Below are 16,155 nucleotides of genomic sequence, written 5' to 3'. Positions count from 1 at the left end.
GACGCCACGCCGGCGGACTCCTGAGAAAGGGACAGTGGAAGGGAAAGGGGAGCGGGTGGGTGGATGGATGGATGGATGGAGAACGGGCTCAGTCGGTGATGGTGCTCGGCGGGGTGCCGAGTGCGTCGAGGTCCGACCAGAAGTCCTCGGGGATGTGGGTCGTTCGCAGCGTCTCGACCTGTTCCAATCGCTCGGGCCGGTTCATCCCGACGACGGTGGAGTCGACGAGTTCCGATCTCGTCGAGAACGCGAGTGCGGCAGCCGCGAGCGGGATGCCGTGGCGGGTGGCCAGCTCGTCGGCACGGTCGACCCAGGCCAGCAACTCGGGCGAACCGGCCTGGTACGCGTACGTGGCCGGCTTGCCGTCGCGCCCGCGCCGTCCGGCGAGGAGTCCGCCCCCGAACGGAGCCGCGTTGAAGACGCCCATCCCGAGCGAGCGCGCCTCCTCCAGCAGGCCGGTCGCCGATCGGTCGACGAGGGTGAACCGGTTGTGTGTGAGGAGCACGTCGAACGCGCCGGTCCGCACATACGGCAGCATGACGCTGAGCGGACCGGCCGCGATCCCGATCGCGTCGACCAGCCCCTGCTCCCTGAGTGCCAGCATGCCCTCGATCGCACCACCCGGTGCCGACGCCTCCTCGTACGACACCGAGTACGGGTCGTGCAGGTGGAACACCGGGATGCGCTCGACGCCGAGCCGCTCGAGGCTCTCCTCGAAGGACCGCAGCACCCGGTCGCGGTCGAACACCGCCGTCGACGGATCCTGGTCGGCCTTCGTCACCACTCCGCGTCCCTCGGGCAGACCGCTCTGACGGATGGCGTCGCCGATCGCCGTCTCGCTGCGTCCGTCCGAGTAGTTGTTCGACGTGTCCACAAGCAGATTCGGACCCCGGAGGGCGGCCGATGCGAACGCCGTGGAGCCCGGGCCGGGGGAGCCGTCGGCGCTCGCCGGCGTGCCGAGTCCTGAGGTGCCGACCGTGACCGGGCTCACGACGAGCCCGGTCGAGCCGAGCGGTCGGAGGTCGTCTGGTGTCGCCACTGCCGCGGTCGTCCGGTCGGTGGAGGAGGTGTGGGTCGTGTCGTCGTTGATCATGTCGTCCATCCTGCGGTCCTCGGGCACTTCGGCGTCACCCCTTGAGCGCGCCGGATGCCAGCCCCTTCATGATCCGCTGGTTGAGGAACACGAACACGACGAGCAGTGAGAACACGTTGATGCAGATGCCCGCGAACAGCGGCCCGTAGTCGACCTGGCCGAACTCCCCGCTGAAGTTCAGCAGACCCGCCTGGATGGTGCGGAGGTCGGCGTTCGTCGTGAAGGTCAGCGAGATGAGCAGGTCGTTCCAGATGGAGAGGAACTGGACGAGCCCGATCGTGAAGAGCGCGTTCCGCACCATCGGCAGTCCGATGGACCAGAAGGAACGGATGATGCCGGCTCCGTCGATCGTCGACGCCTCGAACACCTCGCGCGGCACGGCCCGGAAGTAGGCGGTCATCATGAAGACCGTCAGCGGCATCCCGAGCGCCGTGTAGGTGATGATCATCGGCCAGTACGTGTTCGTGAGGCCGAGGTTGAAGTAGGCGACGAAGAGTGGCACGAGGATCATCTGGCCCGGGATCATGATGCCGGAGATGAACAGCAGCAGCGTCAGGTTGCGGCGTTTCCACACCATCACCTCGAGGGCGAAGGCGGCGGCGACGCCGAAGATGAGGATGAAGACGAGTGACGGCAGGGTCACGATGACACTGTTGAGCAGGTTCTGCGAGATGTTGCCGGTCGTCCAGGCGGTGACGTAGTTGTCGAAGCTCCACGACTCCGGGAGGGAGAAGGTGGACTCCTGCAGGAACTCGCGCTGGTTCTTGAACGAGGACAGGAACAGCCAGACGATCGGGTAGATCTCGATCACGAGCAGGAGTCCGATGAGGATGACCGAGGGCAGTTTCCGCAGGTAGTAGGCGCGCGAGCGGGGAGCGCGACGCATCTTCGGCCGGCGGACGGCGGTGCCGGATCCGTCGCCGCTGCCGCTCGAGGCCGGTGTGGTGGCGCCGGGCGCCGGGGTGATGGCGGTCGTCATGGCGTCAGTCCTTCGTCAGGTCTTTGCGGGAGGTCTTGAAGATCAGGAGCGTCACGAGGAAGCACATGATCGTGAGCACGAACGCGAGCGTCGAGCCGTAGCCGTAGTTCTGGTACGTGAACGTCGTGTTGTACATGTAGAGCGTCAGCGGGGTCGTGGCCGTCCCTGGCCCGCCGCCCGTCAAGGCGAGCACCGAGTCGAACACCTTGAGCGTCGCGTTGAAACTGAAGATCACCGCGGACAGCAGGACGGGGAGTGACAGCGGCACGATGATGTACCGGACGAGCTTCAGGCCGCGGGCACCGTCGATGCGGGCCGACTCGATCACCTCCTCGGGGATGTCGAGGAGCCCCGCATAGAGCAGGACGGCGTAGAAGCCCATCGACCGCCAGAGGTCCATGATGATGATCACGACGAACGCGCTGTCGGGCGAGCTGAACCAGTCCACCGAGTCGATGCCGAAGCCGTTCAGGATGGCGTTGACCGGTCCGGTCTGCGGCGCGACCTCGAACAGGCGCTTGAACAGCAGACCGACGGCGACGGTCGGCAGCACGACCGGGAAGAACACGAGCGTGCGGACCAGCGTCGACGCCTTCTTCAGGACGAAGACGTAGAAGAGGGAGAGTGCGTACCCGAGGGCGATCTGCGCGACCGTCGCGATGAGCGAGTACTTGATGCTGAAGAAGATCGCTTCCGGGGCCGTCGGGTCGGCGAACAGCTGGGCGAAGTTGTCGAGGCCGACGAACTCGAAGCCGCGCAGGTCGCCCTGGAAGAAGGTGAGGCCGAACGACCACATCACCGGGACGAGCTTCACCAGGGTGAAGATGAGCAGGGCCGGGCCCAGCAGGATGGCGATGGCCTTCCTGTCGCCGAGGACGTCTTTCATGCTGTGCTCCTGAGTCGGTCGGGGGACCGTGAGGCTGGGCGGCGAGGTGCGAGACCCGCTGCAGAGGTGGATGTCCGCGGACGGACGGATCCGGTCGCCGGGCGACTGCCGGGCGACCGGATCGCCGATTACTTCTTGAGACCCGCGTCCACGCCGGCCTGGACGAGCGCCGCGAAGTCCTCGGGGGAGATGCCGCCGGTGAGCAGCGGGGCGGCGTTGGTCTGGGCGTCGACGCCGGCCTTCTCGGGGAGGAAGGTCTCGAACCAGGTGACCGTCTCATCGGTGTCGGCCATGATGCCCTGCACCTCGGCGGTGAGCGCGGGGACGTCGGTCACCTCTTCGTTGAGCTTGAACCCGGAGATGACGCCCTGGTTCTTCAGCACGCTGGAGCCGTAGTTCTCCGCGATGCAGCTCAGCCAGCCGCCGACCTTCTCCTCGTCGTAGCTCTTCGTGGAGAACGAGGTCGCCGCACCGGTGTTGGCCGGGTACTGGTCGATCGAACCCTTGCCGCCCTCGACGGTCGGGAACGGCATGAAGCCCACGGCGTCCTCACCGATCTGGTTGAGTTCGGTGTTGTAGACGTCGGCGAGCATCCAGGTGCCGTTGTACATCATGGCCGCGTTGCCGGTGAAGAACTCGCTCGTCGCGGTCTGCATGTCCATCGTCGTGATGCCGGCACCGAAGTACTTGCCGAGGTCAGCGACGGCGGTGATCGCCTCGACGTACTCGGGGTCGGTCAGCTTGGCGTCGCCCGAGGCGATGTCGTTCATCGCGTCCGGGCCGAGCAGTCGGAACAGGTAGGTGCTGATGTAGCGGGTGATCGTCCAGCCCTGGGCACCGGAGACCGTGAAGGCGGACTTGCCCGAGGCCTGAACGGTGTCGGCCGCGTCGAGCAGTTCGTCCCACGTCTGCGGGACCGCGATGCCGAGGTCCGTGAACATCGTCTTGTTGTAGAAGAAGCCCTCGACGTTGTACTGGTAGGGCATCGAGACGAACCGGTCGCCGTAGATGTTCTTCACGGTGGCGACGGCCGAGGGGAGGATGTCGTCCATGACGCCCAGCTCGGTGAGGGTGTCTTCGAGGTCGAGGACGGTGTCGTCGTCGCCGAGGGTGCCGCCGGGCCGCAGCGGTGCGGTCGGTGCGGTGAAGGTGGTGGGCAGGGCGTTCTGGCTGGCGAGCAGCGTGACGCGCTGGAGCACGTCGGCCTGGGGCAGGGTCTCGACCTTGAGCGGCAGCGCCTTCTCGTTCGCGGCGCACGCGCCGTCGCCGAGAGCGGTGAGTTCGTCGCGGACGATCGAGTTCTCGACGGCCGCGAGGTAGTCGAACGACGTGGCGCTCGATGCGCCGCCGTTCCCTGCGCAGGCGGTCAGGGCGAGAGCGGTGACGCCGAGAGCGGCGATGGCGGTGGCCGACCGACGTTTCGGGGCCCGGTGCGCTGTGGACACATTTCCTCCTTGAAGATGTGGCAGTGATGTTGAGACGCGAGCGGTGATGGTCGCGAGCAAAGTTGAAGCGTTTCAATGGCCGAGGCTAACCGCGCTCGGGTCGCATGTCAAGCGTCGGATCAGTTCCGCTCGGCGAGGCGCTTCGGGCATGACGGCGGCTGGGCGGAATGCATATTGACACGTTTCAAGACGGCGACGAGAATGGGTGATCGTCGTCCCGTGATCTCGATCATGTCGGCACGACCACAGTCAACGACGATAAACGGCGATTCAACCCGCCGGACGAGGAACGGAACCGCACATGAGGTTGCAGGGCAAACGAGCCGTCATCACCGGGGCAGCAGGAGCGCTCGGCCGGGTGATCGCCCAGAAGCTCGCCGCGGAGGGGGCAGACGTCGCCGGCCTCGACGTCAACGCCGCGGGGCTCGAGGAGACGGCGGAACTCGTCCGTGCGCACGGGGTGCGGGCCGCATCGGCGACGGCCGACCTGACCGACTTCGACGCCGTCCAGGCTGCCGTCGGCGGCATCGTCGACGAGTGGGGCGGGGTCGACATCCTGCTGAACGGTGCGGGCGGCGGCGCGGTCAGCTTCTTCCACGAGATGACGTACGAGACCTGGATGACCCAGATGGACCGCAACCTCAACTCGGTGTTCAACGTCACGCGCGCGGTCCTGCCCTCGATGCTCGAACAGCGCTCCGGTCGCATCATCAGCATCGCGTCCATCGCCGCCGTCAGTGGCGGACGCCTCGTGCGAGGGGCGACGGCCTACGCCGCGGCCAAGGCCGGCGTCGTCGGACTCACGAAGGCGCTCGCGATCGAGGTCGCCGAGCAGGGTGTCACCGTCAACGCGCTCGCCCCCGGAGCCCAGGCGACCCCCGGCCGCGACAACGACACCCCGGAACGCCGTGAGGCGCTCCTCGCGCAGATCCCCACCCGGCTCCTCGGCGAGCCGGAGCACCTCGCGGAGACGGTCGTCTTCCTCGCCTCACCCGCCGCCGTGAACCTCACCGGCCTCATCCTGCCGCTCGACGGCGGACACTCGATCTGAGGCGACGGACGATGACGACAGGACCAGAGGACATGACGAGGCTCGAGCGCGGCAAGGCGAAGTTCGACGAGGTGTACGGCGAGGGGAAGTCGGAGGGGCTTGTCGCGATGCAGACCGGGCTCGCGCAGGACCTCGCGCGTTTCGGTATCGAGTTCAACTTCGGCGACATCTACTCCCGGCCGGGGCTCACGCTGGCGCAGCGGGAGCTCATCACCCTCGCGGCTCTCGTCGCGCTCGGTGGGCTGGAACCACAGCTGCGCGGCCATACCCGCGGTGCGATCAACGTCGGCTGCAGCGCGACGGAGATCCTCGAGACGGTCATCCACACCGTGCAGTACGCGGGTTTCCCTCGCGCCCTCAACGCGATCCGCGTCGTCACCGACGCCCTCATCGAGGTCGGCGTTGAGATCCCCGAGCCGCTCGGACCGGACTGGACCGGCCCGGAGCCGCGCGACCAGCAGCCCGGCAGCGCTCAGGACCGCCCGGGACCCGGCGATCTAGACTGAGCCGGGCCGCGGGCGAGTGCCCGCAGCGCCGCAGGACGACAGGAGGGGTTGAGCATGGGACGAGTCGGAATCCGCGAGGTCGCGACGCTCGCCGACGTCTCCATGGGGACGGTGTCGCACTACATCAACCACCCCGATCGGGTCTCGCCGGAGAAGCAGGAACGCATCCAGCGGGCGATCGACCAGCTGGGATTCGTGCGGAACAACGCGGCCTGGCAGCTCCGTCTCGGTCGGAGCGGCACCATCGCGTACATCGCGCCGGACGTCAGCAACCCGTTCTTCGCGACCATCGCCGAGGGGGTGGAGCAGCGCGCGGCCGAGGACAGTCTCTCGGTGTTCATCGCCAACTCGAACCGGAGTCGTGAGCGCGAGGACGCCTATCTCGGCATGTTCGAGGCGCAGCGTGTGCAGGGCATGCTCGTCGCCTCCCACGAGTCCGTCGAGGAGCGGTTGACGAGCATCCGGCAGCGGGGCATCCCGTCGGTCCTCGTCGGGCAGCTCGCATCGTCACCGGACCAGCCGTCGGTGTCGGTCGACGACGTCCGGGGTGGGTTCCTCGCCGCGGAGCACCTGCTGCAGACCGGTCGTCGTCGGCTCGCGTTCGTCGGTGGTCCGCTCGGCATCCGCCAGGTCGCCGACCGCTTCGAGGGTGCGAGTTCCGCCGTCGCAGCGGTTCCGGGAGCCACGCTGGAGGTGATCGCGGGCACGGAGCGCACGATCGCCGAGGGGCGCGAGCTCGGACGCGCGATCGCCGCACGACCGGTCGACGCCCGTCCCGACGCGGTCTTCGCGGTCAATGACCTGCTGGCACTCGGCATCATGCAGACGCTCGTGGTCGAGCACGGGGTCCGGGTGCCCGAGGACATCGCGATCGTCGGCTACGACGACATCGAGTTCGCGGAGTCGTCGATCATCCCGCTCACCTCGGTGCGGGCGCCGCACGAGGGCTTCGGTGTCGCCGCGGTGGAGCTGCTCCTCGGCGAGTTCGCCGTCGCGGAGGGTGCACCGATCCCGCCGCCGTCCGCGCGCCACCTCGTCTTCCAGCCCGAGCTCGTCGTCCGGGCCTCAACGCGCGAGTAGTTCGCTTGTCGTACAAGCGCGAGAATCGGGCATCGCCGTGGAGGCGATGCCCGATTCGTTCATCGACTATCGTGGCGCTGAGCTAAGCGTGGCTGTTCGCGTAGTCGATGCAGGCTGCGGTGATGCCTGTAGAGGTGCCGATCAGCGCGGCCAGGCACACGCCGCATCCGATGCCGACCGTGACTGCGCAAGCCACGGCGCAAGCGGTAGCCAGGAGGCTGGCCGCCCAGACGGGGACGCCGCTCTGGCTCAAGCACGAGCTCAACTCGCCCCACCAGTCGCCACTTCCGCTGACCGATACGGTCCCCGAGAGAGCGTCCGCGGCTTGAGACGCGGTCACGGATTGTGTCGACGTGAAGATGGAGTCCTGCCAAACGCTCATGCTTCCGCCACCTCGACCATCGGGCTGGAACAGCATCTCCACCGTGGATATGACCTCAGCACCGTCGTTCAAGAACACTGTCAGCGAAGACGGTGCCACCACGTTTTCGCCAACCAGATCGAATCTGGCGGCCACAGTCGACTCTTCAACTTTGAGGACGGAAGCCCGAGCAACGTCGACGTGCGCACCCCCTTGAACCTCGAGATGTTGTGAAGCTGCTCGGAGGAAGCGGTCTCGTTCCGAGCCGGTGATGTCGGTCGTCGAAAGCTCGCTCGCGTCTGTGACCAATCGAAGGACGTCGGATGATGTGGGTGTAGTCGAGTCCTCAGCGCGCGCTTGTGCGGGTGCAACGGTCATCACGACCGCGCACAGGGTAGCGGCCGTCAGCGCCGCGACAAATCGTGATACTCCCATAAGCTCCACTGCATTCTCCGTTTCGTTGTGTGGCACTCTTCATCGTTCTGAGGCGGACGCCGCAAGGAGCAGCGCGCCAGCGACGCAGAGCAATGGCACCGAGAGGAACCCAATCGCTGCTGCGGGTGACGGGAGAATCAGGCTCATGGACATGATCGGCGCCGAGACCGCGATGAGACCGACTCCCCAAGCTTTGTGAGGCCTGCGCGACCGCGGTTGCAGATGAGATGGCATGAGATTGATCCCTCCGAACGACTTCCCATGAAGCTAATACTTCTAATTTTTATGCGCAATATGTATACACAAAAAACTGTTATATCAAACATGTGTATGCTTCTGAGTGGCGAAATATCGAGATACCAGGTGGACGTTCGGATCGATGGCTCGAGCGCGTCCTTGACGGTCGTCCCGGTGCCTGAGGACATCGCTGATCGTCGGCTACGACGACATCGAGTTCGCCGAGTCGTCGAGCATCCCGCTCACCTCCGTGCGCGCGCCGCACGAGGGGTTCGGTGTCGCCGCGGTGGAGCTGCTCCTCGGCGAGTTCGCCGTCGCGGAGGGTGCGCCGATCCCGCCGCTGTCCGCGCGCCACCTCGTCTTCCAGCCCGAGCTCGTCGTTCGGGCCTCCTCCGTCTGAGCGGCGCGACCGTCAGGGCCGCGGCGACTGCCGGGTGGCCGTGCGGATGCGGTACAGGGAACTCGACGCGGTGATGTAGAGCGTCATGCCGTCCTCGCCGCCGAAGCAGACGTTCGCCGTGCGTTCGGGGACCGGGATGCGCAGGATGGTCGCGCCGGTGGGGTCGAAGACCTCGACGCCGTCGCCGGCCGACGACCAGACGTTGCCGTCGACGTCGATGCGGAAGCCGTCCGAGGCGGGGACGGCGGTCGCGGCGAAGGTGCGGCCGGGGGTGTCTCCGTGCTCGACCGAGATCCCGTCGGCGGCGACGTCGTACGCGGCGATGCGCTGCGCCCCATCGCCGGTGTCGGAGACGTAGAGGACGGATTCGTCAGGGGAGAACGCGAGCCCGTTCGGGTGGACGAGGGCGGTGATGACGGGTTCGACGACGCCGGTCGCCGGCTCGAACCGGAAGACGTAGCAGCCGTCGTACTCCTGCTCACCCGGGTGCCCCTCACGTCCGCTGGCGTCGATGCCGTACGGCGGGTCGGTGAACCAGATCGAGCCGTCGGCGTGCACGACGACGTCGTTCGGGGAGTTGAAGCGGCCGCCGGCCCAGCGGTCGACGAGCGTGATCGGACCGTCGGGCCCCTCGATCTCGACCGCGCGCCGCCCGTGACTGCACTGCACGACCCGGCCCTCGCGGTCGATCGTGCGGCCGTTCGTGTACTCGGCGCCGTCACGGAACACGGACGTCTCACCGGTCGCGGTGTCGAACTCGAGGATGCGGTCGTTCGGGATGTCGCTCCAGCGCACGCGGCCGGTCTCCGCGATCCATGCGGGCCCCTCGCTCCAGATCGCGCCCGTGTACAGGTGCTCGAGTTCGGCTCCCTCGGCGAGCAGCGGCGAGGGTTCGTTCGTCATGGTGACGTCGTCGTCGGTCATGACACCCAGCCTATTCGGCAGGTGCGGGTCTACGCCGGATCGATGGGGGAGGAGCCGAGGTTGCGAGCGCTCGGTCGGGTGACGGGCGGTTCGACGATCGACTCCAGGAAGGCCCACGCATCCATGCGCCAGCGGTCACCGGCGACGTCGATCGCCTCGATCCGGAACGGTGGGGTGAGGATCGCGTCCCAGTCGATCGAGTCGAGGACGCGTCGCGGGATCATCTCATCGACGTACGGCGCTTCACGCTCCGGATCCGGTGCGACCTCGGGCGCTTCGTCGTCGACGAGGACCTCGAGTCGGTCGATCATCGCGTCATCGAACGTCTGCATGCGGGTCACGAGCGTCTGCAGCTCGTCGGGATCGAGTCCGGCGACGAGTTCGAGGAGATAGGCGCGCCCCGGATACGCTTCCGCGGGCACATCGACGATGTTGTATCGGCCGTCGTCGGAGATCCACATACGTCAACGCTAGCCCGTCGCGGCTGGAGGCCGGGCGAGAGTGATGAGGTGAAGTGAGGCGATCGGTCGCCCGGGCCGCGGTTCAGCGACGACGTGCCGCGACTCAGGCGGTGGGTACCTGCGTCGGGTGGACAGGCAGCTGCGCGGCTGGACGGACGAGCGCGGTCGGGCCGGGGTCGGTGAACCCGAACTGCCCGTAGAGGCCGTGCGCGTCGCTCGTGAAGAGCGTCCACCGGAAGTGCGCGCCGGGACCGTCGTCGATCATGGCCTGCACGATCCGCTTGCCGAGCCCGTGGCCCCGGTGCGCTTCGTCCACGATGACGTCGGCGAGGTAGCCGAAGCCGAGTCCGTCGGACACCGCTCGTGCGAAACCGACCTGGGCGCCCGTCTCCTCCTCGTACACGCCGATCACGCGCCAGGCGTCGTCGATCTGCGCCTCGACGTCGGCTCGGCTGCGCCACTTCGCCCAGTAGACCTCGCGGAGCAGGGCCCACACGGCGTCCCGGTCGATGCGGTCCTTCGAGTCGTCGATGCGATAGCCCATCGAGCCACCGTAGGACGGCCGGCACCGGGCCGTGGAGAGCCAGTCCGGTTCCGGTGGCCCGCTCGTCATCGAACGACACGACGGAATAGTCGAGCCGTCCGCGGGCTTAGCGTGAGGAGCAGTACCAGCGATGCACCGAACCCTGGAGGATCATCAGATGACTCACGCCCGCACCACCCTCGGAACGTCCGACCTGTCCGTCTTCCCGCTGAACCTCGGCGGCAACGTGTTCGGCTGGACCGCCGACCGGCAGACCTCGTTCGACATCCTCGACGCCTTCGTCGCGGGCGGCGGCAACTTCATCGACACCGCCGACGGCTACTCGGCGTGGGTGCCAGGCAACACCGGCGGTGACTCCGAGCGACTCATCGGCGAGTGGCAGGAACTCCGAGGCAACCGCGACGAGCTCGTCATCGCGACCAAGGTCAGCCAGCACCCCGACTTCACAGGCCTCGCGGCCGACAACATCCTCAAGGCGGCCGACGCCTCGCTCGAGCGCCTCCGCACCGACCACATCGACCTCTACTACGCGCACTTCGACGACGAGTCGGTGCCGCTCGAGGAGACGGTGACGGCACTGTCGTCCCTCGTCGACGCCGGCAAGGTCCGCCACCTCGGCATCTCCAACTACTCCGCAGCGCGCATCGCCGAGTGGTTCGAGATCGTCGAGGCCAAGGGGCTCCACCGCCCGATCGCCCTCCAGCCGCACTACAACCTCGTCGAGCGCGAGTTCGAGGGCGAGCTGCGCACGATCGCCGAGCGCGAGCAGCTCGCGGTGCTGCCGTACTTCTCGCTCGCGAAGGGTTTCCTGACGGGCAAGTACCGCGAGGGGTCGAGCGTCGACAGCGTCCGTGCCGAGGGCGCGCAGGCCTACCTCGCCGACCACGCCGCGCTCCTGCCCGTCCTCGACGAGGTCGCCGCGGCCCACGGCGCCTCCGTCGCGACGGTGTCGCTCGCGTGGCTCCGCTCGCAGCCGACCGTCGCCGCGCCGATCGCGAGCGCCCGCACGGTCGAGCAGCTGCCCGACCTCCTCGCCTCCGCCACGCTCGAACTCTCCGCCGACGAGCTGGCCGCCCTCACCGCCGCCTCGGTCGCGTAGGGGCGGCACCGGCGAGGGCACCTCCCCGCGCTCCGAAACACCCCGGCAACATGTGTCCCGGTAGAGTCGGCCCATGGGTGACCTGTTCAACGGCTATGGCGGCACGCTCGCCCCGCGCAAGACTCCGGGCGGCGTCCCCGCCTTCGACGAGATGTTCGGCGAGGCGGCGGAACACGCGGGTGGTGCGACCGCGAGGCGGGCGTATCAGGAGATCTACAGCTCCCTCGCTCGGATGACCCAGGAGGAGCTCCGAGGTCGCACCGACGCCCTCGCCAGCTCCTACCTCGCGCAGGGCGTCACCTTCGACTTCGCCGGTGAGGAGCGTCCGTTCCCGCTCGACGCGGTCCCGCGGGTGATCGAGCAGCAGGAGTGGACACAGGTCGAGGCCGGCATCAAACAGCGCGTCAAGGCGCTCGAGGCCTTCCTCGCCGACGTCTACGGCCCGCAGCTCGCCGTGCGCGACGGCGTCATCCCCGCGAAGCTCATCTCCTCGTCGTCGCATTTCCACCGGCAGGCCTACGGGATCCAGGCCGCGAACGGCGTCCGCATCCAGGTCTCCGGTATCGACCTCATCCGCGACGAGCACGGTCAGATGCGCGTCCTCGAGGACAACGTCCGGGTCCCGTCCGGCGTCAGCTACGTCATCTCCAACCGTCGCGTGATGGCGCAGACGCTCCCCGAGCTGTTCGTCTCGATGCGCGTCCGGCCCGTCGGTGACTACCCGAACAAGCTCCTGCAGGCGCTGCGTGCGTCGGCCCCGCCCGGCGTCGAGGACCCGAACGTCGTCGTCCTCACCCCCGGCGTGTACAACTCCGCGTACTTCGAGCACACGCTGCTCGCGCGGCTCATGGGCGTCGAACTCGTCGAGGGCCGTGACCTCTTCTGCTCCGGCGGCAAGGTCTTCATGCGCACGACCGCCGGACCCACTCGCGTCGACGTCATCTACCGCCGCGTCGACGACGAGTTCCTCGACCCGCTGTCGTTCCGTGCCGACTCCATGCTCGGTTCGCCCGGGCTCATGCTCGCCGCACGTCTCGGCAACGTGACCATCGCGAACGCCGTCGGGAACGGTGTCGCCGACGACAAGCTCGTCTACACGTATCTGCCCGACCTCATCAAGTACTACCTCGCCGAGGACGCGATCCTCCCGAACGTCGACACCTGGCGTCTCGAGGACCCGCTCGCCCTCGAAGAGGTCCTCGACCGCCTCGACGAGCTCGTCATCAAGCCCGTCGACGGTTCCGGCGGCAAGGGCCTCGTGGTGGGTCCGGACGCCTCGAAGGAGGAGCTCGCGACCCTCAAGACGAAGCTGCAGGAGGACCCGCGCGGCTGGATCGCGCAGCCGGTCGTCATGCTCTCCACGATCCCGACGCTCGTCGAGGACGGCATGCGTCCCCGCCACGCCGACCTGCGACCGTTCGCGGTCAACGACGGCAACGACGTCTGGGTGCTGCCCGGCGGCCTCACGCGCGTCGCCCTGCCGGAGGGGCAGCTGGTCGTGAACTCCAGCCAGGGTGGCGGCTCGAAGGACACCTGGGTGGTCGGACGGGCCTTCGACCCGAACGCCGCGCCCGAGGCCTCGTCGCACGACATCCAGGGTCTCGTCGCCGAGCAGGCCACGACCGAGACGACGTCGATCCCGATCATCTACGACCACGGAACGACCCCGGAGCACTCGCCCCAGGACCGTCCGGTCGGCAACCAGGACCAGCAGGAGCAACAGCAGCAGACGCTCTCCACGCCCGCTGTCACCGGGCAGGAGGACGCATCATGCTGAGCCGCATCGCCGAGAGCCTCTTCTGGATCGGCCGCTACATCGAGCGCAGCGACGGTACCGCGCGCATCCTCGACGTCCACCTGCAGCTGCTGCTCGAGGACCCGTGGATCGACGAGGACACCGCCTGCCGGTCACTGCTGTCCGTCATGGGCAGCGACGCACCCGCCGACCAGGAGCTCACCCGCCAGGACGTCCTCGCGCAGCTCGCCGTCGACCGCACCCACCCGGCGTCGATCGCCTACTCGCTCGGCGCAGCCCGCGAGAACGCGCGTCGTGCCCGTGAGATCGTGTCGACCGAGCTCTGGGAGTGTCTCAACACGACGCGTGCCCGGATGCCGCGCCGGGTCGCGAGTGACAAGGTGCACGAGTTCTTCGGGTGGGTGCGCGAGCGCTCGGCCCTCGCCGTCGGCATCGTCGACTCCGCCACGAGTCGTGACGACGCCTGGCGCTTCTTCACCCTCGGTCGCAGCCTCGAACGCGCCGACATGACCGCGCGGCTCCTGGCGACGCGGTCGCTCACCGAGGCGAGTGGCCCGTCCTGGACGACGATCCTCCGCTCCTGCGGCGCCTACGAGGCCTACCTGCGCACGTACCGCGGCATGCCGAGCGCGAAGAACGCGGCCGAGTTCCTGCTGCTCGACCAGCTCTTCCCCCGGTCGGTCATGTTCTCCATCAGTCGGGCCGAGGAGTGCATGCGCGACCTCGAACCGCGCCGAGGCCGCGTCGGGACGGTCGATTCCGCCCAGCGCCTGCTCGGACAGATCCGGAGCGACCTCGAATACCGGCCTATCCAGGACACGCTCGTCGACCTCCCCGGTCGGATGGACGCCGTGCAGAACGTCACCAGCCAGGTGTCCGAGGCGATCCGCGAACGCTACTTCCCCACTCACGCGGTGCCCGCGTGGATCGGAGAGAACTCATGACCCGGCTCCACATCAAGCACAGCACGGGCTTCTCCTACGGCGGCAAGGTCAACGCGTCGTACAACGAGGCGCGCATGCTGCCGGTGACGACCGAGGACCAGTACGTCCTGTACTCGCACATCGACATCCAGCCGGGAGCGTCGCAGTCGACGTACACCGACTACTGGGGCATGAAGGTCTCGGCGTTCGAGGTGCTGACCCCACACGACGAGCTCTCGCTCACGGCGACGAGCCTCGTCGAGGTCCGGCCGCGCCAGCACGAACCGCACCCGACGGGCTGGGAGCAGCTCGACATCGCGACCCAGGCCGCCGTGACGCGGGTGGAGCACCTGGAGCAGACGCGCCGGACGACCCCGCCGGACGACCTCGTCGAGCTCGCCCGGACGATCGCCGACCGCCACGAGAGCCCGTGCGAGGCCGCGATGGCCATCAGTCGGGAGATCGGCGAGCAGATGGACTACGTGCAGGGCGTCACGAGTGTGTACTCGACCGCTGCCGAGGCGTGGGCGAACCGCAAGGGCGTCTGTCAGGACATCACGCACATCGTTCTTGGGGCGCTGCGCTCGGTCGGGATCCCGGCCCGCTACGTGTCGGGGTACCTGCATCCGAAGCCGCACGCGGCGATCGGCGAGACGGTGACGGGGGAGTCGCACGCGTGGGTCGAGTGGTTCTGCGGTGACTGGCGTGGGTTCGACCCGACGAACATGGTCGACGTGGGTGAGCGTCACGTCCTCATCGGGCGGGGGCGTGACTACGGCGACGTCTCCCCACTCCGTGGTGTCTATGCGGGCCCCTACCGCTCGAAGCTCTTCGTGAAGGTCGAGATCACCCGAGAGGCCTGACCCGCCGGCCGACGCGGGGCACACCCTCCTCGGTGGATGCGTCAGCGCGGTGCGCTGACGTGAGCGCGGGTCATGCGCGTGAGCGCGGGTCTCCGGAGCGTCGCGCTCACGCGCCAGCCCCGCGGTCGTGCCCGTTCGGGTGCTCTCGTGCCAGCGCATCGCGCCGACGCCCGCAACCCCGCGGTCACGTCAGCGCCCCGCGCCGGCACCCGTAGGATCGACGGCATGCAGACCGAGATGATCGTCCCGGCCCGCCGCCCGATGAAGCTGATCCCTGCGGTGCTGCTCGCCGCGTCCGCGTTCTGCCTCTTCGGCCTCATGCAGCCGCTCGCCGGCTACCCGCTCCTCGTCGCCGCGCTCGCGACCGCGATCCTCATCGACCGAGAACTCGCGAAAGACCTGTTCCTCATCGCGATCGGCATCGGGATCGTCTCGACCACGTCCGTGGAAGCGGACGTCTCCTGGCCGAGCTTCTTCCGCATCGGCACCGTGCTCCTGCTGGCGGTCGGTGTCCCGTTCCTCATCGACCGATTCGTCTACCGGCGGAAGGCGATCACCTTCCCCTGGCGCAGCCGCGAGAAGAAGACGAAGGGCGAGATCGCCTACCTCGTCGCCGTCCCGCTGCTCGGCTGGGCGATCCTCCCGTTCTACTTCATCCGTTCGGGCGCCTACGAGAACTGGCCGGTGATCAGCGACGCCGGGGAACTCGGCCGGTTCTTCGTCGGCGTCAACGCGGTCGGCACGTGGGACGAGCTGTTCTTCATCTGCACCTGCCTCGCCCTGCTGCGCCGGCACTTCCCGGTCTGGCAGGCCAACCTCCTGCAGGCCGTCATCTTCGTCTCGTTCCTGTGGGAACTCGGTTACCGCTCGTGGGGTCCGCTGCTGACGTTCCCGTTCGCACTCCTCCAGGGGTACCTGTTCTCGAAGACGCGGTCGCTCGGCTACATCCTCGCCGTACACCTGCTGTTCGACGCGATCGTCTTCCTCGCGATCGTGCACGCCCACCATCGCGACTGGATCCCGATCTTCTGGTACTGAGCGAAGACTCCGTCCGCCAGCGCACCGCTCTGACGCGAAGGTCGCTGTTCCGGGCCCAGCGCGGTGCGCTGACG

At 67.9% G+C, this 16,155-nt stretch carries 17 protein-coding genes; 9 read left to right on the top strand and 8 right to left on the bottom strand.

Annotated features, from left to right (window positions below; genetic code table 11):
• Positions 1-88: 88 nt before the first annotated feature.
• The 4 genes from BIU99_RS06595 to BIU99_RS06580 form a co-directional block, all read right to left on the bottom strand.
• The gene (locus BIU99_RS06595; protein ID WP_254773590.1) at positions 89-1,102 is read right to left on the bottom strand and encodes an aldo/keto reductase; all 1,014 of its coding nucleotides are present in this window, start codon (positions 1,100-1,102) and stop codon (positions 89-91) included.
• A gap of 25 nt (positions 1,103-1,127) precedes the next feature.
• Positions 1,128-2,072, bottom strand: coding sequence for a carbohydrate ABC transporter permease (locus BIU99_RS06590; RefSeq protein WP_228507330.1), 945 nt, complete (start codon positions 2,070-2,072; stop codon positions 1,128-1,130).
• A gap of 4 nt (positions 2,073-2,076) precedes the next feature.
• On the bottom strand, positions 2,077-2,958 hold the full coding sequence (locus tag BIU99_RS06585) for a carbohydrate ABC transporter permease (RefSeq protein ID WP_064295739.1): 882 nt from the start codon (positions 2,956-2,958) through the stop codon (positions 2,077-2,079).
• A gap of 128 nt (positions 2,959-3,086) precedes the next feature.
• On the bottom strand, positions 3,087-4,403 hold the full coding sequence (locus tag BIU99_RS06580; protein ID WP_083397228.1) for an ABC transporter substrate-binding protein: 1,317 nt from the start codon (positions 4,401-4,403) through the stop codon (positions 3,087-3,089).
• A 301-nt stretch (positions 4,404-4,704) separates the two neighbouring features.
• On the opposite strand from BIU99_RS06580, the gene BIU99_RS06575 reads away from it, so the two are divergent.
• The 3 genes from BIU99_RS06575 to BIU99_RS06565 are packed head-to-tail and all read left to right on the top strand — an operon-like array spanning position 4,705 to position 7,040.
• Positions 4,705-5,454, top strand: a complete 750-nt coding sequence (locus BIU99_RS06575; RefSeq protein WP_071260400.1) for an SDR family NAD(P)-dependent oxidoreductase — start codon at positions 4,705-4,707, stop codon at positions 5,452-5,454.
• An 11-nt stretch (positions 5,455-5,465) separates the two neighbouring features.
• On the top strand, positions 5,466-5,960 hold the full coding sequence (locus BIU99_RS06570) for a carboxymuconolactone decarboxylase family protein (protein WP_197479064.1): 495 nt from the start codon (positions 5,466-5,468) through the stop codon (positions 5,958-5,960).
• Positions 5,961-6,014: 54 nt separating this feature from the next.
• A complete protein-coding gene (locus tag BIU99_RS06565) occupies positions 6,015-7,040 on the top strand; it encodes a LacI family DNA-binding transcriptional regulator (RefSeq protein ID WP_071260399.1) in 1,026 nt (341 codons plus the stop codon).
• Positions 7,041-7,122: 82 nt separating this feature from the next.
• Here BIU99_RS06565 and BIU99_RS19690 read toward each other — a convergent pair whose 3' ends face one another.
• Entirely contained in the window at positions 7,123-7,872 is a 750-nt protein-coding gene (locus tag BIU99_RS19690) for a hypothetical protein (protein ID WP_139205360.1), read from the bottom strand.
• Positions 7,873-8,323: 451 nt separating this feature from the next.
• Between BIU99_RS19690 and BIU99_RS20135 the strand changes: the two genes are divergently transcribed.
• Positions 8,324-8,473, top strand: a complete 150-nt coding sequence (locus BIU99_RS20135; RefSeq protein ID WP_240555574.1) for a hypothetical protein — start codon at positions 8,324-8,326, stop codon at positions 8,471-8,473.
• Positions 8,474-8,485: 12 nt separating this feature from the next.
• On the opposite strand, the gene BIU99_RS06555 is transcribed toward BIU99_RS20135, so the two are convergent.
• The 3 genes from BIU99_RS06555 to BIU99_RS06545 form a co-directional block, all read right to left on the bottom strand.
• Positions 8,486-9,397 (bottom strand): SMP-30/gluconolactonase/LRE family protein, encoded by a 912-nt coding sequence (locus BIU99_RS06555; RefSeq protein WP_254773589.1) that lies wholly within the window; start codon positions 9,395-9,397, stop codon positions 8,486-8,488.
• 29 nt (positions 9,398-9,426) lie between these two features.
• Positions 9,427-9,858 (bottom strand): hypothetical protein, encoded by a 432-nt coding sequence (locus BIU99_RS06550; RefSeq protein ID WP_064295749.1) that lies wholly within the window; start codon positions 9,856-9,858, stop codon positions 9,427-9,429.
• A 103-nt stretch (positions 9,859-9,961) separates the two neighbouring features.
• Complete coding sequence (locus BIU99_RS06545; protein WP_071260488.1) at positions 9,962-10,402, bottom strand: GNAT family N-acetyltransferase; 441 nt, start codon at positions 10,400-10,402, stop codon at positions 9,962-9,964.
• 157 nt (positions 10,403-10,559) lie between these two features.
• On the opposite strand from BIU99_RS06545, the gene BIU99_RS06540 reads away from it, so the two are divergent.
• The 5 genes from BIU99_RS06540 (at position 10,560) to BIU99_RS06520 (ending at position 16,081) form a co-directional block, all read left to right on the top strand.
• Complete coding sequence (locus tag BIU99_RS06540) at positions 10,560-11,501, top strand: aldo/keto reductase (RefSeq protein WP_071260397.1); 942 nt, start codon at positions 10,560-10,562, stop codon at positions 11,499-11,501.
• A gap of 73 nt (positions 11,502-11,574) precedes the next feature.
• Entirely contained in the window at positions 11,575-13,278 is a 1,704-nt protein-coding gene (locus BIU99_RS06535; RefSeq protein ID WP_071260396.1) for a circularly permuted type 2 ATP-grasp protein, read from the top strand.
• A complete protein-coding gene (locus tag BIU99_RS06530; RefSeq protein ID WP_064295753.1) occupies positions 13,272-14,201 on the top strand; it encodes an alpha-E domain-containing protein in 930 nt (309 codons plus the stop codon). The genes BIU99_RS06535 and BIU99_RS06530 overlap by 7 nt, the downstream gene beginning before the upstream one ends.
• Complete coding sequence (locus BIU99_RS06525; protein ID WP_064295754.1) at positions 14,198-15,043, top strand: transglutaminase family protein; 846 nt, start codon at positions 14,198-14,200, stop codon at positions 15,041-15,043. Before BIU99_RS06530 ends, BIU99_RS06525 begins: the two co-directional genes overlap by 4 nt.
• Before the next feature lie 225 nt (positions 15,044-15,268).
• Complete coding sequence (locus tag BIU99_RS06520) at positions 15,269-16,081, top strand: CPBP family intramembrane glutamic endopeptidase (protein WP_071260487.1); 813 nt, start codon at positions 15,269-15,271, stop codon at positions 16,079-16,081.
• Positions 16,082-16,155: the final 74 nt, after the last annotated feature.

Source organism: Plantibacter sp. MMLR14_011, from assembly GCF_001865025.1.
In the GTDB taxonomy this organism is placed as follows: domain Bacteria; phylum Actinomycetota; class Actinomycetes; order Actinomycetales; family Microbacteriaceae; genus Plantibacter; species Plantibacter flavus_A.
Note: the sequence above shows the minus strand (reverse complement) of the source record. Positions and strands in the feature narration are given on the sequence as shown.